The following is a 26,012-nucleotide window of genomic DNA, read 5'->3' on the forward strand; positions in this document are numbered from 1 at the left end:
ATGGACCCATGACCGACCTTCACCCCGTGCGCCGCGCGTTGCTTTCCGTATCCGACAAGACCGGACTTATCGAACTGGGAAAGGCGCTATCTGACCGCGGGGTCGAGCTGCTTTCGACCGGTGGCACCGCCAAGTCCCTGCGTGACGCAGGTCTGGAAGTGAAAGACGTCAGCGAGGTAACGGGGTTCCCTGAAATGATGGATGGTCGGGTCAAGACGCTGCATCCGATGGTCCATGGTGGTCTGCTGGCTCTGCGTGACAATGACACCCACGTTGCTGCGATGCAGGAACACGGGATCGGTGCTATCGACCTGCTGGTAGTCAACCTCTACCCGTTCGAGGCGACAGTGGCCAAGGGCGCTGGCTATGACGAATGTGTCGAGAATATCGACATCGGCGGCCCGGCGATGATCCGCGCGGCGGCCAAGAACCATGCGTTTGTGAATGTCGTCGTGGACGTTGAGGATTACGAGAAGCTGCTGGGCGATATGGACCAGCACAACGGCGCGACCTGCCCGAAATTCCGCCGCAAGCTGGCGCAAAAGGCCTATGCCCGTACCGCCGCCTATGACACTGCGGTTTCCAACTGGCTGGCCGACGCGTTAGAGCTCGAGGCCCCCAAGCGCCGCGCTTTCGCTGGAGAGCTGAAACAGACCCTGCGCTATGGTGAAAACAGCCACCAGTCGGCGGCCTTCTATACCGACGGCACAAATCGTCCCGGCGTGGCGACCGCTGTACAGCATCAGGGCAAGGAACTGAGCTACAACAATATCAATGACACGGACGCGGCCTTTGAATTGGTGGCTGAGTTCGACCCGCGCGACGGCGCAGCCTGCGCGATCATTAAACACGCCAACCCGTGTGGCGTGGCCAAAGGCGCGACCTTGCTGGAAGCTTATAAAGCCGCGTTCGATTGTGACCGTACGTCTGCCTTTGGTGGCATTGTGGCGTTGAACCAGCCGCTGGACGCCGAAACCGCACAGGAAATCACGGGCATCTTTACCGAGGTCGTTATCGCCCCGGGCGCGTCGGAAGAGGCCAAGGCGATCTTTGCTGCCAAGAAAAACCTGCGCCTGCTAACAACCGAAGGTTTGCCAGATGTGACAGCGGGCGGCAAAACCGTACGTCAGGTGGCCGGTGGCCTGTTGGTGCAGGACAAGGATAACGGCTTTGTCGGCATGGACGACCTGAAGGTAGTCACCAAAAAAGCCCCGACCGCGGAACAGATGCGTGATCTTTTGTTTGCCTGGAAAGTGGCAAAGCACGTCAAGTCCAACGCCATCGTCTATGTCAAAGACGGTGCGACCGTGGGTGTAGGCGCCGGCCAGATGAGCCGCGTCGACTCGGCCCTGATCGCGGCCAAGAAGGCCGAACGCATGGCTGACGCGCTGGGCTTGCCGCAACCGTTGACCATTGGCTCGGCTGTGGCGTCGGACGCGTTCTTTCCCTTCCCCGACGGTCTGATGGAAGCCGCAGAGGCAGGCGCGACCTGCGTCATCCAGCCGGGCGGCTCAATGCGTGATGATGAGGTGATCGCAGCCGCAGACGAAGCCGGTCTGGCCATGGTATTCACCGGCATGCGCCATTTCCGTCACTGATGCGTTTTCGCCTACTGCTCTGGGCCGCACTGGCCGCGTTTTTGATCGACCAGATCAGTAAGTATCTGGTCGTTCACGTCATGCGCGTGGCCGAGGGCAATATCGACGTTTTGCCGCCCCTGCTGGTTTTCAAGTATGGCGAGAATCGGGGCATCAATTTTGGCCTGTTCCAAGGTAATTCCGACGCCGCCCGTTGGGTTTTGATTGGCGTCTCGCTGGCAATATCGCTGGCCGTTCTGATCTGGCTGATGCGTACGACCCCATCAAAACTGATGCTGTTCTGCGGCGGGATGCTGATTGGCGGGGCGTTGGCAAACGTGGTGGACCGCGTGCTGTATGGATATGTGCTGGATTTCCTGAACATGTCCTGCTGCGGGATAAACAACCCGTTTGTGTTCAACTTGGCTGACGTGTTCATCTTTGCAGGCGCTATCGGGCTTGTGTTGTTCGAGGGCAAAAAGCCCTCGTGACGCGCCCATTGATATGCGATAAAAGCGCCTGAAACAGTCTGGAGACTCTGATGCGGTTGCCGCGTTCCATACTTGCTGTGACATTGGCCTTTGCAGTTGCAGGGTGCTCGGACATCGGCTTGCGCCACCTTGAGGCGCCCGGGCCGGGGCCGGACGAATTCTCAGTTATGCCGGTTAAGCCGTTGACGCAGCCCAAGGACTATGGGTTTCTTCCTGCTCCAACTCCGGGCGGGGGCAACCTGACCGACCCCAACCCCAAAGCGGATGCGGTTGTGGCACTTGGCGGAAGCGAAGCAGCACTGAACCCCAATGCGGCCATTCCGTCGACAGACGCAGCGCTTGTAACAGCCTCGAGCCGTTACGGTGTGCCATCCAACACGCGGCAGGTTGTCGATACTGAGGATGCAGAGTTCCGCAAGAAACAGGGCCGGTGGACCCGGTTGCGCCTGTTCAAAGTGGATCGTTACTCGCAGATTTACCGACGCGACTCCTTGGATGCCAGCGTACAGAACGAAGCGGCGCGCCGTGCAGGAATCGAGACACCTTCTGCGCCTCCGGCTGATGAATAAATCTTAACTTTCCGTCATCGGCCTTGAACCTGCGCGTTACCACCGTAGTTTGATCAACATTAAACGAAACGGAGGATGCCCCATGGTTCGGGCTTTGGCCTTGTCTGCCGCCCTGTTCGCCGCCGCCCCTCTTTTTGCCAAAGAAGGGCACGAGGCGGTCACAACCTTCACACTGGACAACGGCATGGATGTCGTAGTGGTCGAAGATCACCGTGCACCCGTTGTGCAGCACATGGTCTGGTATCGGGCCGGCTCTGCGGATGAGCCGGTCGGATCGTCCGGCGTGGCACATTTTCTGGAACATCTGCTTTTCAAAGGCACGGACACTTTGGCTCCGGGCGAATTCTCGGCCACCGTTGCTGCCAATGGCGGCAATGACAACGCGTTCACGTCCTACGACTACACCGCTTATTTTCAGCGTGTCGCAGCCGACCGTTTGGAACTTATGATGCGGATGGAAGCCGACCGTATGCGCAATATCCGGCTGAGCGAAGAGGATATTGTCACCGAACGGGACGTGATCTTGGAAGAGCGCAACCAGCGCACTGAAAACAGTCCTAGGGCCTTGTTCGGTGAGCAGATGAGCGCGGCGCAGTATCTCAACCACCGCTATGGTGTGCCGATTATTGGCTGGCGGCACGAGATGGAGTCGCTGGACATGGAGGATGCGCTATCCTTCTACCAGACTCATTATGCGCCCAATAACGCCATTCTGGTGGTAACCGGAGATGTAGAGCCGGATGAGGTCAAGGCCCTGGCCGAGCAATACTATGGCGTCATTCCGGCCAACCCGGACCTGCCAGAGCGGGTGCGCTCGCAAGAACCCCCGCAGACGGCCGAGCGTAGGCTGACTTTCAAAGATGCACGTGTATCGCAGCCATATGTCCAGCGCAGTTACCTGGCCCCTGAACGGGACGCCGGGGCGCAGGAAAAGGCGGCAGCACTTTACCTTCTTGCTGAGTTGCTCGGCGGCAGCACCACCTCTTACCTGAACGAGAAGCTGCAGTTCGAAAAACAGATGGTGGTCTATGCCGGTGCCTTCTATCGCGGCGTTTCGCTGGATGACACGACGTTTGATCTGCTGGTTGTCCCTGCGCAAGGCGTGTCCCTGCAAGAGGCCGAGGATGCAATGGATCAGGTTGTGGCTGACTTTATTGCCGAGGGCGTGAACGAAGAAGATCTCGATCGGATCAAGATGCAGCTGCGGGCCTCTCAGACATATGCCCGAGACAATGTGGATGGGATTGGCAATCGCTATGGTCGCGCCCTGACCAGTGGTCTGACAGTCGAGGATGTACAGGCTTGGCCGGATATTCTGCAGGCTGTGACAGGTGATGAGATCATTGCGGCTGCACGCGAGGTGCTGCAACCCGAAGCATCAGTGACGGGCTGGCTGATGAAAGACGATGAGGTGACGCAATGAAACGTATTTTCGCGACCCTGATCGCTTTTATCATAGCACTGCCTGCATGGGCCGAGATCGAAATCAAAGAGGTTACGTCGCCCGGTGGCATCACCGCATGGCTGGTCGAGGATCATTCGATCCCGTTCACCGCTCTGGAATTGCGTTTTCGGGGCGGAACTTCGCTGGATGAGCCGGGCAAACGCGGAGCCGTCTATTTAATGAGCGGCCTGATCGAAGAAGGCTCCGGTGAAATGGATGCCCGCACCTATGCGCGAGAGCTGGAGTCTCTGGCTGCTTCATTCCGTTATAATGCGACCGATGACTCGGTTGCGATTTCCGCGCAGTTCCTGACTGAAAACCGCGACGAGGTTGTCGATCTGTTGCGTACCACCATTCACGAGCCGCGCTTTGATGAGGACGCGGTGGATCGGGTGAAAGCGCAGGTACTGTCCGGGCTGCGATCCGATCAGACTGACCCCAACGATATCGCAGGGCGTAATTTCGCGCGGGTCGCCTATGGAGACCATCCTTATGGAACCGAGGGCAAAGGCACCATCGAAAGTGTCAGCGCATTGACCCGTGACGATGTGGTCACTGCATATGACAATGTATTTGCCAAGGATCGTCTCTATGTCGGTGCTGTTGGCGATATCACGGCCGAAGAACTGGGTGCGCTGCTTGATAAACTGCTTGCTGATCTGCCTGAAACCGGCAAGCCCATTCCGGACCGCGCAGATGTGAACATTCCCGGTGGAGTCAGCGTGGTCGAGTTCGACACTCCGCAATCCGTCGCCCTGTTCGGACACGCAGGTATTGACCGTCACGATCCGGATTTCTTTGCGGCCTTTGTATTGAATCACATTATGGGCGGGGGTGGCTTTGAAAGCCGCTTAATGCAGGAGGTGCGTGAGAAAAGGGGTCTGACCTATGGTGTCGCGACCTACCTGGTACCAAAGGATCTGGCATCGGTTTATCTGGGGTCTGTGTCGTCAGCCAATGACCGTATCGCCGAAGCGGTAGAGGTCATTCGCAACGAATGGGCCCGGGCCGCGTCTGAGGGGGTGACACAAAAAGAGCTGGATGACGCCAAGACCTACCTGACAGGGGCCTATCCGCTGCGCTTTGATGGCAATGGGCAAATCGCTGGGATCATGGTCGGGATGCAGATGGATGATCTTCCGATCGACTATATCACCACCCGTAACGACAAGGTGAACGCCGTCACCCTCGAAGATGTGAACCGCGTGGCCAGTGAATTGCTGGACCCAGACGGACTGCATTTCACGATTGTAGGCAAACCCAAAGGTTTGGACGGCTGAACCGGTTCAGGCCGCGTCGGGACGTTTCTGTGCCCGAAGGGTGTGCTTGTTGCTGCTGAGGAGCTTTTGCCGTGCATGCCTAAAATGCGCGGCCTTCAGCGCGTCGTCGATATGCCGGTTGCGTCTTAGCAAGCGTGATAGTCGGATATTGTCGAACACCAAACACGTGGTGTGTTCAGTGGCGATCACCGTTGCTGTCGCAGGCAGGCCGAGGCTAAAGGTCAGCTCTCCAAGTATCTCGTCCTCGCCGCACTGGTTGATGACTTGACCGTTTTTCAGAATGGTTGTTCGCCCGCTTAGAACAAAGCCAAGAAAGTCAGTGGTCTTACCTTCCTCGATCAGAATGTCGCCGGTCTTAAATTCCTGGATTGATGCGGTGTTCAATAGCCTTCGAGCCTGGTGGGGTTTCAGGGATGCAAGGTGTTGCGAGATAAATTGCCGCTCGGCCTCGGAAAAGCGGACCAGATGTCGGGACAGGTATCCGCGGAGCAAACCGATGACTGAGATGGCAATATAGGCCATCTGAATGATCGAACCCGCCAAATTGAACTCCTCGGCCATGCTGATCAGCACGCAACTGGCTGCGACGATAACCAGAACAGGATACAGAACCCCGTTGCCTCGGACGATGCCAATCTGCAGAAGGAAGTAGTTCAGGATATAAAGACCAGCCCCAAACACGCCGATCATTGTGGTCAGCCGGACAAGTTCTGGTAGCTCAATCGGCAAATTCAACATGGTCAGGCCCACCCTCACATTGGATGGACCTTACGTTGGGTCAATCATGTGGGCCTGTATATGAACGGCTTCACATGATCTTGGGTTTAAGCGCGTGATTTCGCCTGTGCGCGCAGCATTTGTCCCATCATCTGACCGAACTTGCCCGAGCCGCGCTGATACAGTGCTCCGTCGACGGCAATGACCGTGCCGCTGATATAGCCGGCCAGATCAGAACTGAGGAACAGGCAGGCATTGGCTACGTCCTGCGGCTGACCCCAACGACCCAGCGGGACATCTTTGCGGAGTTCTTCATGGGCGTTTTCAGTAGGGGCCAGTCGTTTCGCGCCTTCGGTGCCTTCGATGAAACCGGGCACGACCGAATTTACGCGGATGCCCTCGACACCCCATTCCATCGACAGGGTGCGGGTGATCTGATCAACGCCCGCCTTGGCTGCGCACACATGTGCCTGACCTTCGTAAGGCAGATAGGATTGCGGGGCCGAGATGTTGATGATGCTGGCGCCCGGGCGCTTGAGATAGGGGTACGCCCCCTTCATCACGTGGACGGTTCCCATCAGGTCAATGTCGATGACGGTCTTGAACGCATTGACAGACATCTCGGCGGCCAAAGCCGGGAAGTTGCCCGCCGCGCCCGAAACCAGTACGTCGAAATCGCCGAACGCGTCATGAAACTGCTTTAAGCCGGCCGCGACGGCCTCAGGGTCACGCACGTCAAAGGCTGCGCCGATTGCATCAGCCGCACCTGCTGCTTTCAGTGCCGCGACAGTGTCATCTACCTTTTCCTGCGAGCGACTAGCCACGGCCAGTTTGGCACCCGAGGCCGCAAAAGCCTCGGCAATGCCACGGTTGATACCACTGGTTCCGCCAATGACGATGACGGTTTTTCCTGAAAAGTCCATGTAGGCCTCCCGTGATGCGGGAGCCCTACTCGCCGTAAGGCACCCAGATGTTTTTCACTTCGGTCGCAGCCTGAAGGAAGCGGCGTGAATGGTCCATGCCCCAATCGATTGCCGTCGCGTTATTGACCCAGGTCCGTTTCAGGTTCCCGGCTGAGACGACCTCAATCTCTTTTGACAGATCCGTCGACGAGAACGACCAGACGGCGTCCACGTTCAGATGTGAGGCCAGAGGTTTCGCCAGTTCCGCGTGGCTGCCAGTCAGGATGTTAACAACACCTGCGGGCACGTCTGAAGTCTCCAAAATTTGGTAGAAGTCCGTCGCCGCCAGCGGATAGGGTTCACTTGCCGCCAGCACCACCCGGTTGCCCATTGCAATCGCAGGCGCCATGGCCGAAACGAGACCCAGCAGAGGTACTTCGTCGGCACAGAGCGCTCCGATAACACCTACGGGTTCTTTCATGGCAATCGCTACGCCTCGGATCGGAACGCCGTGTACCTGACCGTCGTATTTGTCGGCCCAGGCAGCGGCCGTGAACAGACGCTGGATCGAGGCCTCGACCTCTTTCGCGCCGTCTTTCCTGCCGGTCATGGTGTCGATACGAGCCGCGAACTCATCAGCGCGGGCTGAAAGGTTCTCACCGACGTAATACAGGATCTGTGCACGCAGGTGGCCGGTGGTCTTGGACCAGCCTTTGGCACCCGCCGCCGCCTCGACCGCGTTCCGGACGTCTTTGCGGTTGGCAAGGCCCACGTGGCCCAGCAGGCCAGACTTGCCCCAGATGGGCTTTGAATAGCCGCTGTCGGGACGTGCTTGTTTGCCGCCGACGTACATTTTGGCTGTGCGGTCGATTGGATCGACCGGAGCGCCTTCGCCGGTGGTTGCTTCGACCTTTGCCAATGGCTTGGCCTTGCCCTTGGGTTTGGTGTAGGCCGCCAGACCTTCCCAGCCACCTTCGCGGCCAAAGCCGCTTTCGCGCACCCCGCCGAACCCGGCGGCAGCGTCGAACAGGTTGGTCGCATTTACCCAGACCACGCCCGCAACCAGCTTAGGCGCTATGTCCAACGCGAGGTTCACGTTCTCGGTCCACACGGTTGCCGCCAGACCATAGCGGGTGTTGTTGGCCAGCTCGACCGCCTCAGACGGTGTGCGGAAGGTCGAGGACACCAGAACAGGGCCAAAAATCTCTTCCTGCATCAGCGGATCGGACGTTTCTAGGCCCGAGATCAGCGTCGGCGGGTAGTAGCACCCGTTTTCCGGAAGTTCACACGCGGCCTGATGGACATGACCCGCGGTGTTGCTTTCGACCATGCCTTTGATGGTCTGCAGCTGGACTGGGTCCACAACGGCACCCACGTCGATGCACTTGTCCAGCGGGTTGCCGACGCGCAGCTTATCCATCCGGGCGCGCAGCTTGTCATGGAAACGGTCAGCAATGCCTTCCTGCACCAGCAGGCGCGAGCCAGCACAACAGACCTGACCCTGATTGAACCAGATCGCGTCGACCAAACCTTCGATGGCGCTGTCGATATCGGCGTCGTCGAACACGATATAGGCCGACTTTCCGCCCAGCTCCAACGTCAGCTCCTTGCCCGATCCTGCGGTCGCTTCGCGGATGCGCCGCCCCACGACTGTTGAACCAGTGAAGGCGACCTTGTCGACGTCAGAGTCCACGATCATCTCACCCACGGCGCCGTCGCCAGTGACGATGTTGACCACACCTTTCGGCAGCCCGGCCTGTGAGCAGATATCGGCAAATAGCAGCGCAGTTAGCGATGTATACTCGGCTGGTTTAAGGACGACGGTGTTGCCCATCGCCAGCGCCGGAGCAACTTTCCACGCCAACATCAACAGCGGGAAGTTCCAAGGGATGATCTGTCCGCAAACACCCAATGCTTCGGCATCGGGCAGTTCGCTTTCCATCAGTTGCGCCATACCTGCGTGGTAATAGAAGTGCCGCTGAACGAGCGGGATGTCGATATCGCGCGACTCGCGGATCGGCTTGCCGTTATCCAGGCTCTCTAGAACGGCAAATAGGCGCGAGTGTTTCTGCAGCAGGCGCGCAATGGCATAGAGGTAGCGTGCACGACTTGCACCTCCCAGCTTTTCCCACTTCGGTTGCGCCTTGCGTGCGGCAGCAACAGCGGCACCCACGTCTGCTTGTTTGGCTTGTGTTAGCTTGGCCAGAACCTCACCTGTCGCAGGGTTGCGGCTGTCGAACCCTTTGCCCGGCTTGGTAAAGGCTCCGTCGATATAGTGTCCGAATTTATCACCCTGATCGACCAACCAAGCTAGTGCTTCAGCTGCGCTTTCGGGGGCAGGGCCATAATCCATGGTTTCGAAGATTTCTTTGACTGTCATTGTTCTTGTCCTCAGCCCATCGAGTGACGGTAACCGGCAGAATATGCGCCTGTCACATAGTGTTCCAACTGGCGCTCAATATCGCCCAGTAGCGATGACGCGCCAAAGCGGAACAGGTCCGGCTCCAGCCAGCGGTCGCCTAGCTCGTCCTTGATCAGCGAGAGATAGACCAACGCGTCTTTGGCTTTCGAGATACCGCCCGCAGGCTTATAGCCCACGCGGTATCCGGTACGGTCGTAATAATCGCGGATCGCGCGGATCATCACGAGGGTGACGGGCAGTGTCGCGTTGACGCTCTCTTTGCCGGTCGATGTCTTGATGAAATCCGCCCCTGCCATCATGCAAACCAGCGAGGCGCGGGCCACGTTGCGGAGGCTTCCCAGCTCACCTGTGGCGAGGATGGCTTTGACATGCGCATCACCGCAGGCTACGCGAAACGCCTTCATCTCATCATAAAGCGCCTGCCAATCGCCGGACAGCACGTGGCGGCGCGAAATGACGATGTCGATCTCTTCGGCGCCTGCTTTCACGCTTTCCTCGATCTCTGCCACACGCAGATGGAACGGAGACAGGCCCGCAGGGAAACCGGTCGAAACCGCAGCAACCGGAATGCCGGTGCCTTTCAATGCTGAAACAGCTGTTTCTATCATGTCGTGGTAAACACAGACCGCGCCAGTGGTGATGGGCGGCATATCCATCGCCTGCAGCAATGCGGGTGAAACCGGCTGGCGCGCTTTGGCGCATAGTCGACGCACTCGGCCCTCGGTGTCATCGCCGGACAGCGTGGTCAGGTCGATCATGGTGATCGCCTTCAGCAGCCACGCGGCCTGATAGTCCTTTTTCACCGACCGCCGGCCGGGGAGGGTCGCTGCACGGCGTTCTATAGCCGAAGTATTGGCCTGTACTGCACGCACCCAATCCAGATCTAAATCCATACCGGGGTTTCTGGGTTCGGTCACTTGCGGCAGATGCGCGGTGCGCACGGCGCTGTCTGAGCTCTGCGTTTCCATAGTCACATCCTTTGGGAGGTTTGCGCCAAAATCGCACGGGTCGCGGGTAAATGAAAGGCATAGAGGCAGTTGGGCTGCAAATTTTTTGACCAAATGGACAAAATCGGCATTTTCTTGCGAATAATTCGCAATAGCGTTGACTTAGTTGCGAATGGTTCGCATATTCATTCTTAACAGAACAACACATCGGGGTCTGATATGATTCGCCGCAGCTTTATCGCCGCATTGGCTTTTGCCGTAGCTCTGCCGTTAACGGCATGGGCAGAGGCGCCGCTAAAAGTTGTTGCCACTACCGGTATGATTGCCGATGCCGCGCGTCAGGTTGGCGGAGATCAGGTTGAAGTCAAAGGTCTGATGGGGCCGGGCGTCGACCCGCATGCCTATCGCCAGACTCGCAGCGACATCGTTGCGATGACCCGCGCGGATTTGATCCTTTGGCATGGTCTGTACCTCGAAGCGCAAATGGAGGATTTCTTCCACGACCTGGGTCGCAAGCGGAACGTGGTGGCTGTGGCGGAAGGCGTCGATAAATCCAAGTTGCGCGCGCATGACGACTACGCCGATAAATATGACCCGCATGTCTGGATGAGCCCGGCCTTGTGGCGCGACGTGGTGGTCCAAGTGCAAAACGCACTGACCGAAGCACGCCCCGAAGCAGCCGACATCTTTGCGGCAAATGCACAGACGCATCTGGCTGAGATTGAGCAGTTGGTGGCTTATGCTGACCAAGCGCTTGCATCTGTGCCTGATAGTAACCGTGTTTTGGTGACGGCGCACGACGCGTTCGGTTATTTCGGAGCCGAGTACGGTTATGAGGTGATGGGCATTCAGGGCATTTCGACCCAATCCGAAGCTGGTCTGAACCGGATCGGAGAGTTGGTGGACACGCTGGTTGATAAGCAACTGAAAGCAGTATTCGTAGAAAGCTCGGTTTCTGACCGCTCGATGCGTGCGCTGATCGAAGGGGCTGCGGCCAAAGGTCATAATGTGGGTGTAGGTGGCGAATTGTATTCGGATGCCATGGGCGAACCGGGCACCTACGAGGGCACCTATATCGGTATGCTGGACCACAACATCACTGTGATCGCAGGCGCTTTGGGCGCAGATGTTCCTGACCGTGGAATGAACGGCAAGCTGTCGGCGGGGTTTTGAACAATGCTGGAGCTGGCCACAAATCAGGGTGTTGCGATTACAGAAGACGGGTTGGCTGAAAGCCCGCTGGGTATTCGTGGCTTGACTGTCTCCTACGGTCTAAAACCAGCTGTGTTTTCGGTAGATATGACTGTGCAGCCAGGCGCGATGACGGCGATCATCGGGCCGAACGGCGCCGGGAAATCAACCCTGCTCAAGGCGGCTTTGGGGATCGTGTCGCCTCTCTCTGGGCAGGTGACTGTCTACGGCAAGCCTCTGGAACAACAGCGCGGTCGGATCGCATATGTCCCTCAGCGTGCCAGTGTGGATTGGGATTTTCCAACCCGTGTGATTGACGTGGTTCTAATGGGCCTTTCGCGCGAACTTGGCCTGCTGGGACGTGTCCGCGCGCGGCATATGTCGCGTGCAATGGATTGCCTAAACCGCGTCGGGATGCGTGATTTTGCAGATCGCCAGATCGGTCAGCTTTCGGGTGGCCAACAGCAGCGGGTCTTTTTGGCGCGCGCTTTGGCTCAAGAGGCTGATTTGTATCTGCTGGACGAACCCTTTGCCGGTGTTGATGCGGCCACGGAAAAGGCGATCATCGCGGTACTAAAATCGCTGAAAGAGGCGGGCAAGACTGTTGTTGTGGTTCACCACGATCTGGCCACTGTCACTGATTATTTCGACCACGTCTTCCTGATCAATACACGCAAGGTTGCAGAAGGCCCCGTGGCCGAAGCTTTCACCGCGGAAACCCTGCAATCGGCCTACGGAGGTCGTCTTGCCACCGCGCAGATCGACCAGATTTCTCGCGCGCTGGGGTAAACATGCTTTGGGATGCTCTGACCCTTCAGCTTGGCTATAACGCCACGCTGGTCGCCGTTGGTGCGACTTTGTTGGGTGTTTCGGCCGGCGTGACGGGTACGTTCCTGTTTTTACGTAAGCGCGCGTTAGTCAGCGATGCCATTAGTCACGCGACGCTCCCGGGTGTGTGTCTGGCCTTTATGGTGCTGGTCGCCTTTGGCGGTGATGGGCGCAACCTGATTGGCTTGCTGGCCGGGTCGGCGATTTCGGCCTGGATCGGCCTACTGTGTATGAACTGGCTGACCCGCCGCACACGATTGGCCGAGGATGCCGCCATCGGAGCAGTGTTGTCGGTCTTTTTCGGCTTTGGCGTGGTGCTTTTAACAGTGATCCAAACCATGGGTGTGGGGCGGCAGGCCGGGCTCGAAGGATTTTTGTTGGGCTCAACTGCTGGGATGCTTTGGGCCGATGCGCTGATCATTGCGATTGGCGGTGCGGCGACATTGGCCTTGGTGATGATCATTCGCCGTCCGATGACTATGGTGGCTTTTGATCCCGAGTACGCGGCGGCGCGCGGATTGCCAGTACATCGCGTTGATCTGGCCATGATGGGACTTGTCATGGCTGTGACAGTAGTTGGTTTGAAGATCGTTGGCCTGATCCTGATCGTGGCCTTACTGATTATCCCTCCAGTGACTGCACGGTTCTGGACTGAACGCTCGGACAGGGTGGTACTGTTGGCCGGGCTTGCCGGAGGTCTGGCGGGATATTTGGGCGCGGCGCTGTCGGCCTCGGCGCCCAATTTGCCAACAGGCCCGATCATCGTGTTGGTCAGCTTTGGATTCTTTGTTTTGTCCCTGCTGTTCGCGCCTGTTCGGGGTGTTCTGGCTTCTGTGCTGAAGCATCTGAAATTCCAACGCCGGGTACATATTCGCCAAGGCTTGCTGGCGTTGGCTCAAGACCAAAAGATTTATGAGCCACTGACCCTACGGCTTTTGACGCGCGCTGGATTGGCGCGCGCGGACGGCGTCGCGACAGAGGCCGGTAAAGCGCGTGCTGCCAAAGCTTTGCGTGATGAAAAGCGGTGGGAGATTGTTCGCGCCGATCAGGCGCACGAAGCAACGGCCGCGCTGTATGACGGTTTGCGCGATATCGAGACCGTTTTAACCTTGGATCAGATCGCTGAAATCGACCGCCAGATTGGCGCCCCGCAGGGGGTGCCCACATGAGCGGTGAAGAGTTTGTACCCCTATCCCTGACGCCTTTGCTCATCGGTACGTTCGCGGCGATAGCCTGTGCGCTGCCCGGAAATTTTCTCGTTTTGCGCAAGCAGGCTCTGATCGGTGACGCAATCAGTCATGTTGTGCTGCCAGGAATTGTGGTGGCTTTCCTTCTGACCGGGGCGATCTCGACCTGGCCGATGATGCTGGGTGCGGCGGGCGCGGCTGTGGTAGCAGTGGTAATGATCGAAGTGATCCGGCGGTTAGGCCAAATCGAACCCGGTGCGGCCATGGGCGTCGTCTTTACGACGATGTTCGCAGGCGGAGTGCTGTTGCTTGAGCAGACCGATACTTCAACCGTGCATCTGGATGTAGAGCACGCGCTTTATGGCAATTTGGAAAGCCTGATCTGGCTGGATGCGATCGGATGGTCCTCGCTTTTGGATCTGACGGCCTTGGCCGGGCTGCCACCGGAATTGCCGCGGATTGCGTTGACGCTTGTGGGGGTAATCCTCTTCATTTGGCTGTTCTGGCGTCCGCTGAAGATCTCGACATTTGACGAAGGTTTTGCGCGTACCATTGGTATTCGAACAGGTGCATTGGGAATGGCCTTGGTAATCGTCGCCGCAATAGCTGCTGTTGCAGCCTTTGACGCGGTTGGTTCGATCATTGTGATCGCGATGTTTATCTGCCCACCGGCTGCGGCACGGATGATGACTAACCGCCTTGAGGCCCAGATCGCTTGGAGCGTTGTATTTGCAACGTTTTCAGCCGTTTCCGGGTATGTTCTGGCGGGTTATGGACCGCTTTGGCTGGGCGCAGGAGATGCCGTAAGTGCCGCAGGGATGATCGCCACCATGTCGGGCCTGATCCTTGCTTGCGCTGCCTTGTGGGGACCTTGTCGAACGCGTGCAGGTGCACCCGGAACCGCTTGACCCGGCGTGTTCCCGCCACCTCGTTCTGCATAGCATCGGCTGATCTTTGCCCAGATGAACCACAAGCTCAGAGTTGTTGAGCTGCATGCGGTCTTTCATGTTACGCCCCTCGTCAGAAACAATTGAATGACCACCACTCACTACGGACCGTTCGGACAATTGTGACCTTGATCGCCATGTTGCAACATCGGCGCGGCACAATTGTTCGAACGCCCCCCTTCTTAAAAATTGAGCAGTCAAACCGGTGGCGGAATCGCGCGCGCCTGTGCTAAGTCTGGTAGTATGGCGCAGGCAAACCCCAATATCAGCGAAAACCGGCCCGTAATTCGGCAACTTGACGATGCTGCGATTAACCGCATCGCAGCAGGCGAGGTCGTAGAACGCCCGGCATCAGCCGTGAAAGAACTGGTGGAAAATGCCATTGATGCCGGGTCGACCCGGATTGCGATTGATATCGCCGATGGGGGCAAGACGCTGATTCGCGTCACCGACGATGGATGTGGGATTTCTGCTGGCGATCTTCCCTTGGCCCTTTCACGCCACGCGACATCAAAGATTGATGGTTCGGATCTGCTGAATATTCACACTTTCGGGTTTCGGGGTGAGGCGTTGCCCTCGCTGGGCGCAGTCGGGCGGTTAACCATCACAAGCCGGGTGCCAGGAGCAGACGCCGCGCAGGTACATGTGGCCGGCGGTAAAATGGAGGCGGTGAAGCCTGCCGCCTTACGTGCTGGAACGGTGGTCGAGTTACGCGACCTGTTCTTCGCCACGCCCGCACGGCTTAAATTCATGCGCACGGACCGGGCTGAAGCGCAGGCGATTTCGGACACAGTCAAGCGACTGGCCATGGCAGAACCCGCTGTTACGTTCACCCTGCGCGACGTCTCAGGTGGCGGCGAGGGACGTGTAACCTTCCGAGCTGATCGCGAAAACGGAGATCTTTTTGATGCGCTGCATGCGCGCCTGGCCCGGGTTATCGGGCGTGAGTTTGCTGAGAATGCCCTGCAGATAGATGCCACGCGCGAGGGTATTCGCCTCTATGGCTACGCTGCGCTACCGACCTATTCCCGTGGTGCGGCCGTAGCGCAATACCTTTTCGTCAACGGAAGACCGGTGCGGGATAAAATGCTGACCGGTGCCCTGCGCGCCGCATATTTCGACTTTCTCAGCCGGGATCGTCATCCAGCCGCTGCGCTTTTCATCGACTGCGATCCAACTTTGGTGGACGTAAACGTTCATCCTGCAAAATCCGAGGTTAGGTTCCGCGATCCGGGTGTGGCGCGCGGACTGATTATTTCGGCACTGCGGCACGCGCTGGCCGAAGCTGGACACAGGGCTTCGACTACCGTAGCGAACGCGACCTTGGGCGCAATGCGGCCGGAACCGGCCCAACTCGGGCCGGCGCGCGTATACCAGATGGACCGGCCATCTCCCGCCGCACGGCAGGTGGCCTACCAAGCGCAGGCGCCGGGCTTTGCCGAACTGTCCCGCGACTACAGCGGCAGCGTTGTTGAGCCCACGCCCACAGCAACCCCGACAGCCGCCGAAGAGCCGCCCGTAAAGGACCTGCCCTTGGGGGCCGCGCGTGGGCAGGTGCATGAGAACTACATCATCGCCCAGACTGCCGATGGCATGGTCATCGTTGACCAACACGCCGCGCATGAACGGTTGGTCTACGAAAAGCTGAAAACGCAGATGGCTGAAAACGGCGTCGCCGCGCAGGCGCTGTTGATTCCGGAAATCGTAGAGCTTTCGGAAGGTGACTGCGCGCGCTTGATGTCGGTGGCAGACGACCTCTCGCGCGTTGGTCTGACTTTGGAGCCTTTTGGTGGCGGAGCAATCGCTGTACGCGAGACCCCGGCCATTCTGGGTGAGGTCGATGCTCGAGCGATGTTACTGGATATCTTGGATGAACTGGCCGACCAGGGTGAAAGCCAGACAGTACAGGCGCGGATCGAAGCGATCCTCAGCCGTGTGGCCTGTCATGGTTCGATCCGATCTGGCCGCCGGATGCGGGCCGAGGAAATGAACGCCCTGCTACGCGAGATGGAAGCAACACCCCATTCTGGACAGTGCAACCACGGACGACCCACTTACGTGGAACTGAAGCTGAGTGATATCGAGCGTTTGTTCGGCCGCAGTTGATCCCGTGGCTCGGTCGGGCTATGAAGAATAAAACAAGAACATCTGAGGCAACATGATCGAGATTGCTGGTACCCAATATGCATTGAACGACCCCGTGATTTTGACTGTGGGTGGGGTGGTGACGCTGATCGTGTTGCTGCTGGTTCTGTCTATGCGGGCGGCGCAGCGATCAGCTCGTATGGCAGAGCCTTTGGCCCGTCAGATGGCGCACTTGGGCCAACATGTGCAGCAGTTGGGGCAGGGACAAGAGCAGCTGCGCGGCGGCTTGCAGCATGTCTCGGACACGCAGGCCAATGCGCAGGTACAGGTGATCCAGACGGTTGAATCGCGCTTGTCTTCAGTCCAACAGCAGATGAACGACCGTTTGGCGGATAATGCGATGAAGTCCGCGCGCGCCTTGGCTGAGATGCAGGAGCGGATGAAGGAATCGCTCCATGGATCGTCGAAACAGACCGCGACTTCTCTGACGCAGTTGCAGGAGCGTCTGGCCGCTATCGACAAGGCGCAGGACAATATCACCAAGCTGTCGGGCGATGTGCTGTCGCTGCAGGATATCCTGTCGAACAAACAAACACGCGGCGCATTCGGAGAGATTCAGCTAAACGATATCGTGTCTAAGGCGCTGCCTTCGGACAGTTTCCAACTGCAAGCGACTTTGTCGAATGGGCGTCGGGCGGATTGTCTGATCAACTTGCCGAACCCTCCCGGTCCGATCGTAATCGACAGCAAATTCCCACTAGAAGCCTATGAGGCGCTCATCGGGTCAACCAATGACATGGAAATGAAAGCCGCGGTGCAAATGTTCCGCAGCACGGTGCGCAAGCACATCAATGATATAGCAGAGAAGTACATTCTGGACGGCGAGACCGCTGATGGCGCGCTGATGTTCCTGCCGTCCGAGGCCGTCTATGCCGAGCTGCACGCCAAGTTCCCCGAGTTGGTGCAGGAGAGCTTCAGCAAACGCGTTTGGATCGTTTCACCCACAACATGCATGGCGACGCTGAACACGATGCGCGCAATCCTAAAAGACGCGCGTATGCGGGAACAGGCCGGCGCGATCCGTAAAGAGCTGGGCATGCTGCACAAGGACGTCGAGAGGTTGGGGGATCGCGTCTCGAACCTTGACCGCCATTTTGGTCAGGCCGCCAAGGACATCTCGGAAATCAAGATCAGTGCAGAAAAGGCTGGGCGGCGGGCCCAACGGCTGGACAATTTCGACTTCGAAGAACTGGCCCCCGACGATCACACAAACGTAGTGCCTTTGGGGAAATCGGAAGGTTAGGCTCTATTGGATCGACAGGTCCAGATTGTAGCCGACCGTCTTGCCGGTATCCCGATCATTGCCCATCAGGTAGACCCGGATGGTGTAGTCTCCGTCTTCTGGGAGCTCGATCCGAGCGGTATTTCCATCAATCGATCCGTTGTAAATCGCCGCCCCGTCGCTGTCGGGTGGGAGGATGTTGAAGTAAATTACGCCGTTGCCATTGGTGTCACTGACCTGAAGCTCGGCGAACATTTCCTGACCGGCTTTCGCGCCCAGCATGTAATCGAAGTATTCATCGCCGGTTAGGGTGCCGCTGACCATCGTGCCGAAATTGCCCGGCTCGAACTTCACATCGGCGACTCGCTGCGCCCAGACGGCGCTGGCAAGGCACGTGAATAATACACACAGGATAAGACGGAATTTCATGTTTTCCTCCCTAACGAAATGCCGGGTCAGTGTACCACGAAACGTCCAGATACCTTAGATACGTAGAAAGGGCTGGAACAAGCGCGGCATCAGCTTGTTGAACTTCAGTGGAGCGTCAGTAACAGCCAGGCAGATGCAGTCTTCGCCGATATCGGCGGTTGGCGTGTGATGCAGGTCTTCGTCCGCGATCTCAACGTCGCCACGGGCAAACCGATCAACTTCGTCCGAAAAGGCGCCCTGCAGTACCATTGTTAATTCCATGCCATTATGGCTATGGTCGGGAACAGCAGCACCCGCCGGAATAAACAAAAGACGCGCGGTTGCATCGCGAGTGGTTGGCAAGATTGCCTGCTTCACACCCATGCCAATTGAACGCCATTTGATATCATTGACGTCGCCGCCAACGTAATCCTGAAGCGGGGTTGGCAAAACCGAACACCCCGGACGGGCTGGTTTTGCGATTGGCGCACCCTGAGCGATTAGGGCCATCGTCGCAGCCAATGATCCATCGCTCATGCTTGCAGACACTTCCTGATTCTGAAGAACGCACCCGCCCACGGCGTCAAAGCTTTCGGCCCTTGCCCGACAATGGTCACACAGGGACAAGTGTGTCGCGACCAAGAGGTCGAATGCCTCGGGAAGATTTCCTGCCGCATACGCCATCAGTAAGTCGTCTGTCAGGTGGTGTTTGATTTCGTTGCTCATCTGCATCATCTCAATTCATCGCGTGGCGCAAGCGGTCCAGCGCCAACCTTATCCGTGATTTGATCGTTCCCAGAGGTAACCCGGTCTGAGACGCTATTTCACGATGACTTAGGTCACCGAAGTACGCCTTTTCGATCAGTTCTCTTTGCGCCTCAGGCAACGCTGAGATTGCGTTGCGCAGCTGCGCGGTTTCCTGTTGTAGCGCAAGGACATCGTCCTGTTCTGGTTCAGCCTCAGGACCCCATCCCAAATCCTCGGGTTCGGGGCGTCGCTGTTTGCGCAGGACATCAATACGCTTGTTCCTCGCGATCGTGAAAACCCAAGTCGCAACAGTTGCACGAGATGGATCAAACAGATGCGACTTGTGCCAGAGCGTTGCCATCACTTCTTGGGCGCACTCTTCGGCCAACGCAGCGTCTGACCCTGATTTAATCAGGAACGCCTTGACCCTCGGCGCGAAATGCTGGAACAGCTCGGCAAAAGCCGATTGATCCTTGTCATCTCGTATTCGCCTGATGTGGCTGACCCACTCAGTTCTGGTGTCACAACTGTCACCCGCTTTGTTCACCGGTTTGCCCCTAATGCGTTTCTTCGCGCGCCAAGGTTCTTTTGCTGGCCGTTCGGCCACCGGTTCATCCAAGGTCACGGTATCGATCTCGGTAAACATAACCACATTACGCGCTGTGGCCCAAGACGGATCACTATTATGGCAATTTTTGATCCGAGCAGCGCGATTTTTCGTATCTTCTGATACAAGCACATGAGGAAAAGAAAGTTGTTTGAACGGTTTAAATGCAGATCGGAGAAAACTGCGTGAACAGGGTCGATCATATCGCCGGACACACCTTTCACGGGCGGAAGGGGGCTATCCGAAACGCTTTCCGTTATTCCATCGACTACATTCTCTTGAATCCGGAAGGTGATCTCACGTCGCCTATGCTGTTTTCGGCAAAAAAGGCCAACCTATTCAACTGGCGTGATCGCGATCACGGAGGTGAACCCGGGCATGGCAGAGGTGCAGCTTGGTTGCGAGAGCAATTCGATGAAATGGGGGTTGCTCAACCTGATCACATGACCCTGCTGACCCAACCTCGTGTATTGGGACATGTGTTCAATCCAGTCAGCTTTTGGTTTTGTTTTGATGAAACGGACCAACTTTATGCTGTGGTGGCAGAGGTCACGAATACCTATGGAACGCGCCACAGCTATTTGTGCCACAATCCGAATTATTCACCGATCACGGCGTCGGACCGCATTGTTGCAGACAAGTTGATGCATGTCTCGCCCTTCCAGAAGATCGAGGGATCATACACCTTTCGGTTCGATTACAGGGCAGATCGTATCGGTGTTTGGATCGACTACGGTCGCGAAGATGGCGGGTTGATCGCTACGTTGACTGGCTCGCGCGCACCTCTGACCAATCGCGCGATCCTTTGGTCTTTGGTGCGTCGCCCATTCGGAGCGCGCAGGGCCTTTACTCTTATCCTATGGCAGGCTTTCAAGCTCTGGATGAAAAAAGCCCGGTTCCGCCCCTTCCGCGCAGCGCCGGTTCCGGATCACCCAGTTTCCCGCGTTCGTGAACCTTGAAGCGCGGCTCGTTTGTTTAAGATCAAAGACTCATCCTGCGTTGAATGTTTGTTGTAAGGTTGAAACCGCGAACACGAGGAGTTGGGACATGTTGGAAATCTCGGCAAGAAAAATTGCTCAGGTCGCCATGATGGGGCGTGAGCTGAACCGGGCCGAGGGCGAACTGCGCGCATTTATCGACCGTATGGGCGAAGATGAGCAGGCCGAATTGGTCGCCGTCATGTGGATCGGACGAGAGAGCTTTTTTGCGGAAGATCTGGCTGAGGCGATCGCAACCGCCAAAAACGAGGCCTCGACCCCATGTGCCGACTACTTGATCGGTACGCCGCATTTGTCAGATCACCTTGAAAACGGTTTGGATGCCTTGGGTATCTCGGCTGAGGATGTGGAAAACGACCTGATGTAAACGCAGTGCCCGTGACAGTTGCGGGCACCGTTTTCAGCGCGCGAAGAATTCGTTTCAGTGCAAACTGACCTTTTCGTGGACTGTCTGAATCGTAAATCCGGTGTGCTGTAATCGCTAACGCCCTGCTTGTGGTTATTGGACAGCAACATTGAGACGTGCAGTCTGGCTTTCGGCGGTCCTTAGGAGGCTGCTGAGGGTTTCACCTTAGCGAGCAAAGTGCTCGATTGCGTTTTTGCCAAAAAGTACATCCAGCCTCTCCAATAGGCAGGCCCCGAGGGTGATAACGCGACACGGGTTCTCGCGCATTTCTTTACCCCCGAATCTGCGCCGCAACTCTGTTGAGCAGGCGTGCCTCAATCTCAACTGAAGGCCCTGAGCGGTTGGTCTGGGTAGATTAAGAAGAGTTAATACTTCCCTCCGGCAAGGTTAATCCCGACGTCTTTAGTCTGTTTTGCAACGGCAAATGCAATTCAGAGTTAAAGGAGGAAATCATGGCCTACGCACAAACAGTAAGCCCGCAGAAGGGGCTCTTCTTCGGAATGTTCTCTAACTACGCTGAAGCGCGCGTTGAGCATTTCCGCCGTGGGATCTTTGCCAAGACCGTGCGGTCGCTGGAAAAGCTAACTGACCGGCAGCTGGACGACATTGGAATTCCGCGCAGCGAAATTCGGGAACGCGCCTACCAAAGCGTCTATCACCAACAGCCCTATCACCGCCACGCGCAGTGATGGACAGTCACGCTCGGTCAGAGATGAAAGAGGAGGAGAGAATGCTGGATTCAAAAGCGAACCCCGCCACGCGAATTGATGCCAAGTCGGTGTTGTTATTCGATCGGGCGATGCGGGTGCAGGCGGTCAGTTCAGATATCGTTCGCGCCGCACAAGAGTTGAACATGCTTTCTGATCATGAACTGGCCGAGCTGGGCATCAATCGCAGCGATATCGACAATGTCATCGAACGCTACATCTGACAGATCGCCCCTGTTCTCAGATCAAGAAAAAGCCATTCCGAACTTTCGGAATGGCTTTTTTGTTTCTTTAGCCGTCATAAAAAAGCGACGCCCGTTTCACTTCAGGTGGTCATCCACCTGTAGATGCTGAGCCAGAGTGTCGATCTCATTCATCCAGCCTTGCACCAGCTTTGGATCGCTGGGCGCAGCGTGGACACCGGCGGGGATGGCGCGGTTCAGAACCGCTTCGACCGCCAAAGAAACTGGAACCGAAACCAGACGCGCCATAGCGGTGCCTCGCGCGTCTCCCCAGGCGTCCATGACGTAGGTTTTGTTCCAGACCGGGATACCGTCTTTTTCGGCTTTTAGACCGACGCACAGAACCACGCGGTCGGGCTCGCCCTCGTCATAGGCATTTTCCGCCCAGAATTGGTCTGACATTTCCTTAAGACGCGCATCACCTTCTGGGCCCGAGAGGGTCTCGATCTCTGTGAACACGTCAGACCATGCGTCTGCCCAGCCGTTCAGGCGCAATGTGCCGCGAACGAATTCCTTGACCGGCCAGTGTTCCTCGAACTGGTACTCTTCCATGAAAGGGATCGAGTCACGGTTCGGATAAACCTCGAAGCTTTCTGGTGTCGGCAGCGGAGCGATATAGCTGGTGATCGCATCCCAAGGGCGGGCGACGTCCAGCGGGGCATAGTCGCGGATCGATTTCGACGGTGACCGCAACGCCTTAAGCACACCAAGCGGCGACCAGCTGAATTTGTAGCGGAACGGGTTCGGGTTCTTCGGGATGCCGCCGCAATAAGAGATAAAGCTCAGGTGGTTTTGCGCGTCGAACACGTCTGAGGCGCGGTAGTCCGCGACCAGAGCATGCGCCATCAGGTGGTCGATGCCCGGGTCCAGACCAACCTCGTTGACCAGCGCCACTCCGGCCTCGCGAGCTTTGTCGTCCAGTGCGCGCATCTCGGGCGCGATGTAGGACGACGAGACGAAGTTCGCCTCTTTCGAGATCGCCAGTTCTGCCAGCGGTACGTGCCAGTCGCCTGGCAGCATGGAAACGATCACGTCGCCTTTTTCCAGCACCGCGCCCAAAGCGTCGATGTCAAAGGCGCGAATGTCGTCGGTCATATCTCCGACCTCGGCCTTGGCCTTTTCTATCGTCCGGTTCCAGACGGTGACCTTGTGTCCGCCTTCGATTAGGCGGCGCAGGCCGGGGATGGCCGACAGGCCGGTGCCACACCAGTGAATCGTCATCGTTCAGATCCCTTCGATATGTGTTTTGTAGGTTGCTTCTGCCCGACCCCAGACGCCGCTGTCCAGATCAGTCAAAGTCAGCAAAGACGGCAGGAGTTGTGCGGCGTAGTCTTCAGAGCTCTCGACCGGCAGCATCGATGGCAGGTTGTCGATGGCCATCACGTCCATAACCGGATCGGTAGCCACGCGAAGAGCGGGGGAGTCCCACGTGGTGGCGCGGTCATAGACAGGGACCGGGTTGTAATCGCTGTCCGGGTCGCAGGCCACGTCACCGATGGCGGTCAGGTTGCGTGGGGCGGTCAGTGCCTCTTGCGGAACAAAAACCGGTGTGCCTGGGCGCGCGAAAATGCAGTTCAGGAACAGGTCGTGGTCGAGGATTTCCGGGAACGGCCCACCGCTTGCGGTTTCGGCCATGTCCCATTTTGTGACGCTGACGCCCATCGCTTCGCACAGGTCCGCAGCACCGGTTCCGACGCGGCCCAAGGCACCGATGACGATGGCGCGAGGGCGGTCTGCGCCGGTGGCGTTCAGTTCGGCCAGCAGTTCGGCATTTAGCGCGTCCTTGCTGGAATAGACACCAACCGGAGGACATTCCTGACCGTGTTGCTGCGCGGCCCATGTTTTGAGCGTCACGGCTGCGCCCGCGTATCCAGCCCAATAGCCAAAGGCCGCAACCCGTCGGCCATTTTCCTCGACCAGGTATTCCAGATCATAAAGCGTACCGCCGCCAGTCTTGAACCGCTCCAACAACGCGCGACCGGAATGCTGGCCCTTGTAGGCGTGGCCGAACATGATGTGGCGGTGGGGCAGGGGCGTGCCGTCCTCGGGCAGTTCTTTCAGGCCAAAGATAATCGCGTCCAGCGGGGCCTCGGGCCAGGAGTTTTCGGCCGCAATCTCGCAACCTGCGTCCTTGTAGCCATCAATCGGAATGGCGCGGACCGAGCTTTCTTCAACCGTCACGCGGATGCCCGCGGAGATCAGGGCGGCAGCACCTTCGGGGGTCAGCCCGACCCGTTCCTCGTTCGGGCGCTGTTCTGCCCGGACCCAGAGATGTGTCATCGTATTTCCTTTTGTCAGAGCATTCCGGCGGCGCGTACCGCCTGAACCGAAGGCCGAGCCTCCATCGCCTTACGGAAGGCGAGAATCTTGGGAAAGGCTGAAACGTCTACGCCGTCACCTTCCAGCCAGCTGCAGACCGTATACAGATAGGTATCTGCCAGCGAGAACGTCTCGCCCAGAACAAACGGTCCACGCAGTCCGTTGGACGAGATATACTCACACGACGTAGTCATCGTCTGTGCAACCTTGTCCTTCATATCCTTCCAGCTGGATTTCTTATCTGCCCAGCGATGCCCGCGCATCTTATGCGCGTGGTTCACATGCATGGTCGAAGCCAAGTAGAACATCACTTCGCGCATCCGGGCAGCCATGATCGGATCTTGTGGCACAAGTTCGGCTTCTGGCGCTTTGGCAGCGATGTATTCGAGTAAAGCCCCTGTCTCGGTCAGAATGCCGCCGTCAACCACCAGCGCGGGTACGCGTCCCTTAGGGTTGATCTGCTTGTAAGCAGATTTTGTCTGCTCGCCCCCGGCAAAGTCCAGTTGGATGGCCTCGTAGTCTATGCCCGCTTCTTCCAAGGTGATTGCGACAGCGACAGAGATCGTATTGGGGGCAAAGTAAAGCTGCATCAGAAGGCCTCCGGGTTTACAGGTGGGTCTGGGCGTATTGCCGTTCTGGGGCTTCAAGGTGGGGAACGGCGTTGAACAGAACCGGACTCAGCTGGGGTCCGATTGGGTGCAAACGATGCATCGACGTATTCATGATAGCAAGAGCCACACGTGCCATAGATGGGATATCCAACCCCATGGCCTGTCGCACGACCATCGAGATCAACCCACCCGAAGTCACAACAATCGCGGGCCCGCCTTCGGTTCCGATATCGTTCAGCGCTCCGGACACGCGTGCTTCGAACTCGTCGAACGTTTCGGGCGTATCCTTGATTTCACCTTTGGCCCACGCGGCAAACGTGCGGGGCAGGTGTTCAACAAAACCTTCGCGATCTGTCGGAACCACTACACCGTGCTGCTCTTCGAACAGTTTGGCTATTGTGAAGTATTCGATCTCATTCAAACGGGGATCACGGATCGGCTCAGGCAGGCCCATGCTGGCAGCGGTTTCGACATGCCGGGTCAGTGTGCCGCAGTAAACGCGGGTATAGGTGGTCCGTGTAAATTGCAGGTGCGCCCCCAGCCAGCGTGCTTGCTGGTGGCCCAGATCACTAAGCTTGTCGTAACTCTCTTCGTCACGCGCTTCGGTGTTGGCCTGGCCGTGGCGAACCAATGTAATGTGTGACATGGCAGTCCCCTTCGGGCGGAGTCTTAGGGCAGGTTGCGGGCAGGGACCAGAGGCGTTCGGTGGGCTTCCTGCAAAAATGTCAGCAGCTTAGGTTTTGCGCCCGATTGAGCTTGGGGTAATCCAAAAAATTAGGTGTTGCGTAAGGGAAAAAAGTTTCCTATCAGAAACACGAATGCGGCATGCCGGTGTATACGTTTTACTACACCGCAATTTGCCAACCCTGATGCAGATCAAAGTTCCAAGCCTGTTGACTTACGATAAAGTCGTGGGAAGCTGGGCGGCAAAAGGCTTTGGTGTCAGGCGGAAAAGTGGGGCATTCTTTGACAACGGCTTAGGAAAGGTCTCTCACATGACCGATATTAAACGCACTCCTTTGTATGACTTGCATGTTGAGTTGGGTGGCAAGATGGTTGATTTTGCTGGTTGGGAGATGCCTGTTCAGTATCCTTTGG

General features: G+C 57.4%; 26 protein-coding genes. 15 read left to right on the top strand and 11 right to left on the bottom strand.

The features are described 5' to 3' along the window. The first annotated feature begins 8 nt into the window (after positions 1–8). The 5 genes from purH to ACR0EO_RS12620 all read left to right on the top strand — a co-directional run bounded on the left by purH (position 9) and on the right by ACR0EO_RS12620 (position 5,361). The gene (gene purH, locus ACR0EO_RS12600) at positions 9–1,598 is read left to right on the top strand and encodes a bifunctional phosphoribosylaminoimidazolecarboxamide formyltransferase/IMP cyclohydrolase (protein WP_480690382.1); all 1,590 of its coding nucleotides are present in this window, start codon (positions 9–11) and stop codon (positions 1,596–1,598) included. Further along, positions 1,598–2,068: a signal peptidase II gene (gene lspA, locus ACR0EO_RS12605; RefSeq protein WP_480690384.1), complete on the top strand. Its 471-nt coding sequence runs from the start codon at positions 1,598–1,600 to the stop codon at positions 2,066–2,068. The genes purH and lspA overlap by 1 nt, the downstream gene beginning before the upstream one ends. Positions 2,069–2,118: 50 nt before the next feature. After that, positions 2,119–2,637 carry a DUF3035 domain-containing protein gene (locus ACR0EO_RS12610; RefSeq protein ID WP_480690386.1) on the top strand — a complete coding sequence of 173 codons (519 nt, stop codon included), beginning with the start codon at positions 2,119–2,121 and terminating at the stop codon, positions 2,635–2,637. An 82-nt stretch (positions 2,638–2,719) separates the two neighbouring features. After that, on the top strand, positions 2,720–4,060 hold the full coding sequence (locus ACR0EO_RS12615; RefSeq protein WP_480690388.1) for a M16 family metallopeptidase: 1,341 nt from the start codon (positions 2,720–2,722) through the stop codon (positions 4,058–4,060). Next, positions 4,057–5,361 carry a M16 family metallopeptidase gene (locus ACR0EO_RS12620; protein WP_480690390.1) on the top strand — a complete coding sequence of 435 codons (1,305 nt, stop codon included), beginning with the start codon at positions 4,057–4,059 and terminating at the stop codon, positions 5,359–5,361. The genes ACR0EO_RS12615 and ACR0EO_RS12620 overlap by 4 nt, the downstream gene beginning before the upstream one ends. A 6-nt stretch (positions 5,362–5,367) precedes the next feature. On the opposite strand, the gene ACR0EO_RS12625 is transcribed toward ACR0EO_RS12620, so the two are convergent. From ACR0EO_RS12625 to deoC, 4 genes are all read right to left on the bottom strand, one after another. Beyond that, the gene (locus tag ACR0EO_RS12625) at positions 5,368–6,099 is read right to left on the bottom strand and encodes a cyclic nucleotide-binding domain-containing protein (RefSeq protein WP_480690392.1); all 732 of its coding nucleotides are present in this window, start codon (positions 6,097–6,099) and stop codon (positions 5,368–5,370) included. Positions 6,100–6,185: 86 nt separating this feature from the next. Further along, complete coding sequence (locus ACR0EO_RS12630; RefSeq protein WP_480690394.1) at positions 6,186–7,001, bottom strand: SDR family oxidoreductase; 816 nt, start codon at positions 6,999–7,001, stop codon at positions 6,186–6,188. Positions 7,002–7,026: 25 nt separating this feature from the next. Continuing rightward, on the bottom strand, positions 7,027–9,360 hold the full coding sequence (locus ACR0EO_RS12635) for an aldehyde dehydrogenase family protein (protein WP_480690396.1): 2,334 nt from the start codon (positions 9,358–9,360) through the stop codon (positions 7,027–7,029). An 11-nt stretch (positions 9,361–9,371) separates the two neighbouring features. Continuing rightward, the gene (deoC, locus tag ACR0EO_RS12640) at positions 9,372–10,370 is read right to left on the bottom strand and encodes a deoxyribose-phosphate aldolase (RefSeq protein WP_480690398.1); all 999 of its coding nucleotides are present in this window, start codon (positions 10,368–10,370) and stop codon (positions 9,372–9,374) included. 198 nt (positions 10,371–10,568) lie between these two features. Between deoC and ACR0EO_RS12645 the strand changes: the two genes are divergently transcribed. The 6 genes from ACR0EO_RS12645 (at position 10,569) to ACR0EO_RS12670 (ending at position 17,890) form a co-directional block, all read left to right on the top strand. Then, a complete protein-coding gene (locus ACR0EO_RS12645) occupies positions 10,569–11,522 on the top strand; it encodes a metal ABC transporter solute-binding protein, Zn/Mn family (RefSeq protein ID WP_480690400.1) in 954 nt (317 codons plus the stop codon). A gap of 3 nt (positions 11,523–11,525) precedes the next feature. Continuing rightward, on the top strand, positions 11,526–12,329 hold the full coding sequence (locus ACR0EO_RS12650) for a metal ABC transporter ATP-binding protein (protein WP_480690402.1): 804 nt from the start codon (positions 11,526–11,528) through the stop codon (positions 12,327–12,329). A 2-nt stretch (positions 12,330–12,331) separates the two neighbouring features. Then, positions 12,332–13,537 carry a metal ABC transporter permease gene (locus ACR0EO_RS12655; protein WP_480690403.1) on the top strand — a complete coding sequence of 402 codons (1,206 nt, stop codon included), beginning with the start codon at positions 12,332–12,334 and terminating at the stop codon, positions 13,535–13,537. Then, positions 13,534–14,463: a metal ABC transporter permease gene (locus ACR0EO_RS12660; RefSeq protein ID WP_480690405.1), complete on the top strand. Its 930-nt coding sequence runs from the start codon at positions 13,534–13,536 to the stop codon at positions 14,461–14,463. Before ACR0EO_RS12655 ends, ACR0EO_RS12660 begins: the two co-directional genes overlap by 4 nt. A gap of 282 nt (positions 14,464–14,745) precedes the next feature. Next, positions 14,746–16,608 (top strand): DNA mismatch repair endonuclease MutL, encoded by a 1,863-nt coding sequence (mutL, locus tag ACR0EO_RS12665; RefSeq protein ID WP_480690407.1) that lies wholly within the window; start codon positions 14,746–14,748, stop codon positions 16,606–16,608. A gap of 52 nt (positions 16,609–16,660) precedes the next feature. After that, positions 16,661–17,890, top strand: a complete 1,230-nt coding sequence (locus ACR0EO_RS12670; RefSeq protein WP_480690409.1) for a DNA recombination protein RmuC — start codon at positions 16,661–16,663, stop codon at positions 17,888–17,890. Between the two features lie 3 nt (positions 17,891–17,893). Here ACR0EO_RS12670 and ACR0EO_RS12675 read toward each other — a convergent pair whose 3' ends face one another. The 3 genes from ACR0EO_RS12675 to ACR0EO_RS12685 are packed head-to-tail and all read right to left on the bottom strand — an operon-like array spanning position 17,894 to position 19,670. Then, a complete protein-coding gene (locus ACR0EO_RS12675; protein ID WP_480690411.1) occupies positions 17,894–18,298 on the bottom strand; it encodes a hypothetical protein in 405 nt (134 codons plus the stop codon). A 54-nt stretch (positions 18,299–18,352) separates the two neighbouring features. Continuing rightward, a complete protein-coding gene (locus ACR0EO_RS12680) occupies positions 18,353–19,003 on the bottom strand; it encodes a ChrR family anti-sigma-E factor (protein WP_480690413.1) in 651 nt (216 codons plus the stop codon). A gap of 10 nt (positions 19,004–19,013) precedes the next feature. After that, positions 19,014–19,670 (bottom strand): sigma-70 family RNA polymerase sigma factor, encoded by a 657-nt coding sequence (locus ACR0EO_RS12685; RefSeq protein WP_480690415.1) that lies wholly within the window; start codon positions 19,668–19,670, stop codon positions 19,014–19,016. 146 nt (positions 19,671–19,816) lie between these two features. Here ACR0EO_RS12685 and ACR0EO_RS12690 point away from each other — a divergent pair, with 146 nt between their 5' ends. The 4 genes from ACR0EO_RS12690 (at position 19,817) to ACR0EO_RS12705 (ending at position 21,966) form a co-directional block, all read left to right on the top strand. After that, on the top strand, positions 19,817–20,590 hold the full coding sequence (locus ACR0EO_RS12690) for a DUF1365 domain-containing protein (RefSeq protein ID WP_480690417.1): 774 nt from the start codon (positions 19,817–19,819) through the stop codon (positions 20,588–20,590). Positions 20,591–20,678: 88 nt separating this feature from the next. After that, on the top strand, positions 20,679–20,996 hold the full coding sequence (locus ACR0EO_RS12695) for a DUF3775 domain-containing protein (protein WP_480690419.1): 318 nt from the start codon (positions 20,679–20,681) through the stop codon (positions 20,994–20,996). Between the two features lie 491 nt (positions 20,997–21,487). Further along, a complete protein-coding gene (locus ACR0EO_RS12700; protein WP_480690421.1) occupies positions 21,488–21,724 on the top strand; it encodes a DUF1127 domain-containing protein in 237 nt (78 codons plus the stop codon). Between the two features lie 41 nt (positions 21,725–21,765). Next, complete coding sequence (locus tag ACR0EO_RS12705; protein WP_480690423.1) at positions 21,766–21,966, top strand: DUF1127 domain-containing protein; 201 nt, start codon at positions 21,766–21,768, stop codon at positions 21,964–21,966. A 96-nt stretch (positions 21,967–22,062) separates the two neighbouring features. Here the strand turns inward: ACR0EO_RS12705 and ACR0EO_RS12710 are convergent, their stop codons facing one another. The 4 genes from ACR0EO_RS12710 to ACR0EO_RS12725 are packed head-to-tail and all read right to left on the bottom strand — an operon-like array spanning position 22,063 to position 25,560. Further along, complete coding sequence (locus ACR0EO_RS12710; RefSeq protein ID WP_480690425.1) at positions 22,063–23,205, bottom strand: saccharopine dehydrogenase family protein; 1,143 nt, start codon at positions 23,203–23,205, stop codon at positions 22,063–22,065. A 3-nt stretch (positions 23,206–23,208) separates the two neighbouring features. Further along, positions 23,209–24,264: a saccharopine dehydrogenase gene (locus ACR0EO_RS12715; protein WP_480690427.1), complete on the bottom strand. Its 1,056-nt coding sequence runs from the start codon at positions 24,262–24,264 to the stop codon at positions 23,209–23,211. A 14-nt stretch (positions 24,265–24,278) separates the two neighbouring features. Continuing rightward, positions 24,279–24,893 (bottom strand): glutathione S-transferase family protein, encoded by a 615-nt coding sequence (locus ACR0EO_RS12720; protein ID WP_480690429.1) that lies wholly within the window; start codon positions 24,891–24,893, stop codon positions 24,279–24,281. A gap of 16 nt (positions 24,894–24,909) precedes the next feature. Then, positions 24,910–25,560, bottom strand: coding sequence for a histidine phosphatase family protein (locus ACR0EO_RS12725; RefSeq protein WP_480690431.1), 651 nt, complete (start codon positions 25,558–25,560; stop codon positions 24,910–24,912). Positions 25,561–26,012: the final 452 nt, after the last annotated feature.

The organism is Ruegeria sp. BE9 (assembly GCF_056538765.1).

Coding starts and splice junctions, on each gene's coding strand:
- ACR0EO_RS12720 (WP_480690429.1), bottom strand. CDS start 24,893: ATGCAGCTTTACTTTGCCCCCAATACGATCTCTGTCGCTGTCGCAATC.
- ACR0EO_RS12625 (WP_480690392.1), bottom strand. CDS start 6,099: ATGTTGAATTTGCCGATTGAGCTACCAGAACTTGTCCGGCTGACCACA.
- mutL (WP_480690407.1), top strand. CDS start 14,746: ATGGCGCAGGCAAACCCCAATATCAGCGAAAACCGGCCCGTAATTCGG.
- ACR0EO_RS12610 (WP_480690386.1), top strand. CDS start 2,119: ATGCGGTTGCCGCGTTCCATACTTGCTGTGACATTGGCCTTTGCAGTT.
- ACR0EO_RS12695 (WP_480690419.1), top strand. CDS start 20,679: ATGTTGGAAATCTCGGCAAGAAAAATTGCTCAGGTCGCCATGATGGGG.
- ACR0EO_RS12685 (WP_480690415.1), bottom strand. CDS start 19,670: ATGTTTACCGAGATCGATACCGTGACCTTGGATGAACCGGTGGCCGAA.
- ACR0EO_RS12620 (WP_480690390.1), top strand. CDS start 4,057: ATGAAACGTATTTTCGCGACCCTGATCGCTTTTATCATAGCACTGCCT.
- ACR0EO_RS12715 (WP_480690427.1), bottom strand. CDS start 24,264: ATGACACATCTCTGGGTCCGGGCAGAACAGCGCCCGAACGAGGAACGG.
- ACR0EO_RS12650 (WP_480690402.1), top strand. CDS start 11,526: ATGCTGGAGCTGGCCACAAATCAGGGTGTTGCGATTACAGAAGACGGG.
- ACR0EO_RS12655 (WP_480690403.1), top strand. CDS start 12,332: ATGCTTTGGGATGCTCTGACCCTTCAGCTTGGCTATAACGCCACGCTG.
- ACR0EO_RS12670 (WP_480690409.1), top strand. CDS start 16,661: ATGATCGAGATTGCTGGTACCCAATATGCATTGAACGACCCCGTGATT.
- purH (WP_480690382.1), top strand. CDS start 9: ATGACCGACCTTCACCCCGTGCGCCGCGCGTTGCTTTCCGTATCCGAC.
- lspA (WP_480690384.1), top strand. CDS start 1,598: ATGCGTTTTCGCCTACTGCTCTGGGCCGCACTGGCCGCGTTTTTGATC.
- ACR0EO_RS12675 (WP_480690411.1), bottom strand. CDS start 18,298: ATGAAATTCCGTCTTATCCTGTGTGTATTATTCACGTGCCTTGCCAGC.
- ACR0EO_RS12680 (WP_480690413.1), bottom strand. CDS start 19,003: ATGAGCAACGAAATCAAACACCACCTGACAGACGACTTACTGATGGCG.
- ACR0EO_RS12615 (WP_480690388.1), top strand. CDS start 2,720: ATGGTTCGGGCTTTGGCCTTGTCTGCCGCCCTGTTCGCCGCCGCCCCT.
- ACR0EO_RS12645 (WP_480690400.1), top strand. CDS start 10,569: ATGATTCGCCGCAGCTTTATCGCCGCATTGGCTTTTGCCGTAGCTCTG.
- ACR0EO_RS12705 (WP_480690423.1), top strand. CDS start 21,766: ATGCTGGATTCAAAAGCGAACCCCGCCACGCGAATTGATGCCAAGTCG.
- ACR0EO_RS12725 (WP_480690431.1), bottom strand. CDS start 25,560: ATGTCACACATTACATTGGTTCGCCACGGCCAGGCCAACACCGAAGCG.
- ACR0EO_RS12710 (WP_480690425.1), bottom strand. CDS start 23,205: ATGACGATTCACTGGTGTGGCACCGGCCTGTCGGCCATCCCCGGCCTG.
- ACR0EO_RS12630 (WP_480690394.1), bottom strand. CDS start 7,001: ATGGACTTTTCAGGAAAAACCGTCATCGTCATTGGCGGAACCAGTGGT.
- ACR0EO_RS12700 (WP_480690421.1), top strand. CDS start 21,488: ATGGCCTACGCACAAACAGTAAGCCCGCAGAAGGGGCTCTTCTTCGGA.
- deoC (WP_480690398.1), bottom strand. CDS start 10,370: ATGGAAACGCAGAGCTCAGACAGCGCCGTGCGCACCGCGCATCTGCCG.
- ACR0EO_RS12660 (WP_480690405.1), top strand. CDS start 13,534: ATGAGCGGTGAAGAGTTTGTACCCCTATCCCTGACGCCTTTGCTCATC.
- ACR0EO_RS12635 (WP_480690396.1), bottom strand. CDS start 9,360: ATGACAGTCAAAGAAATCTTCGAAACCATGGATTATGGCCCTGCCCCC.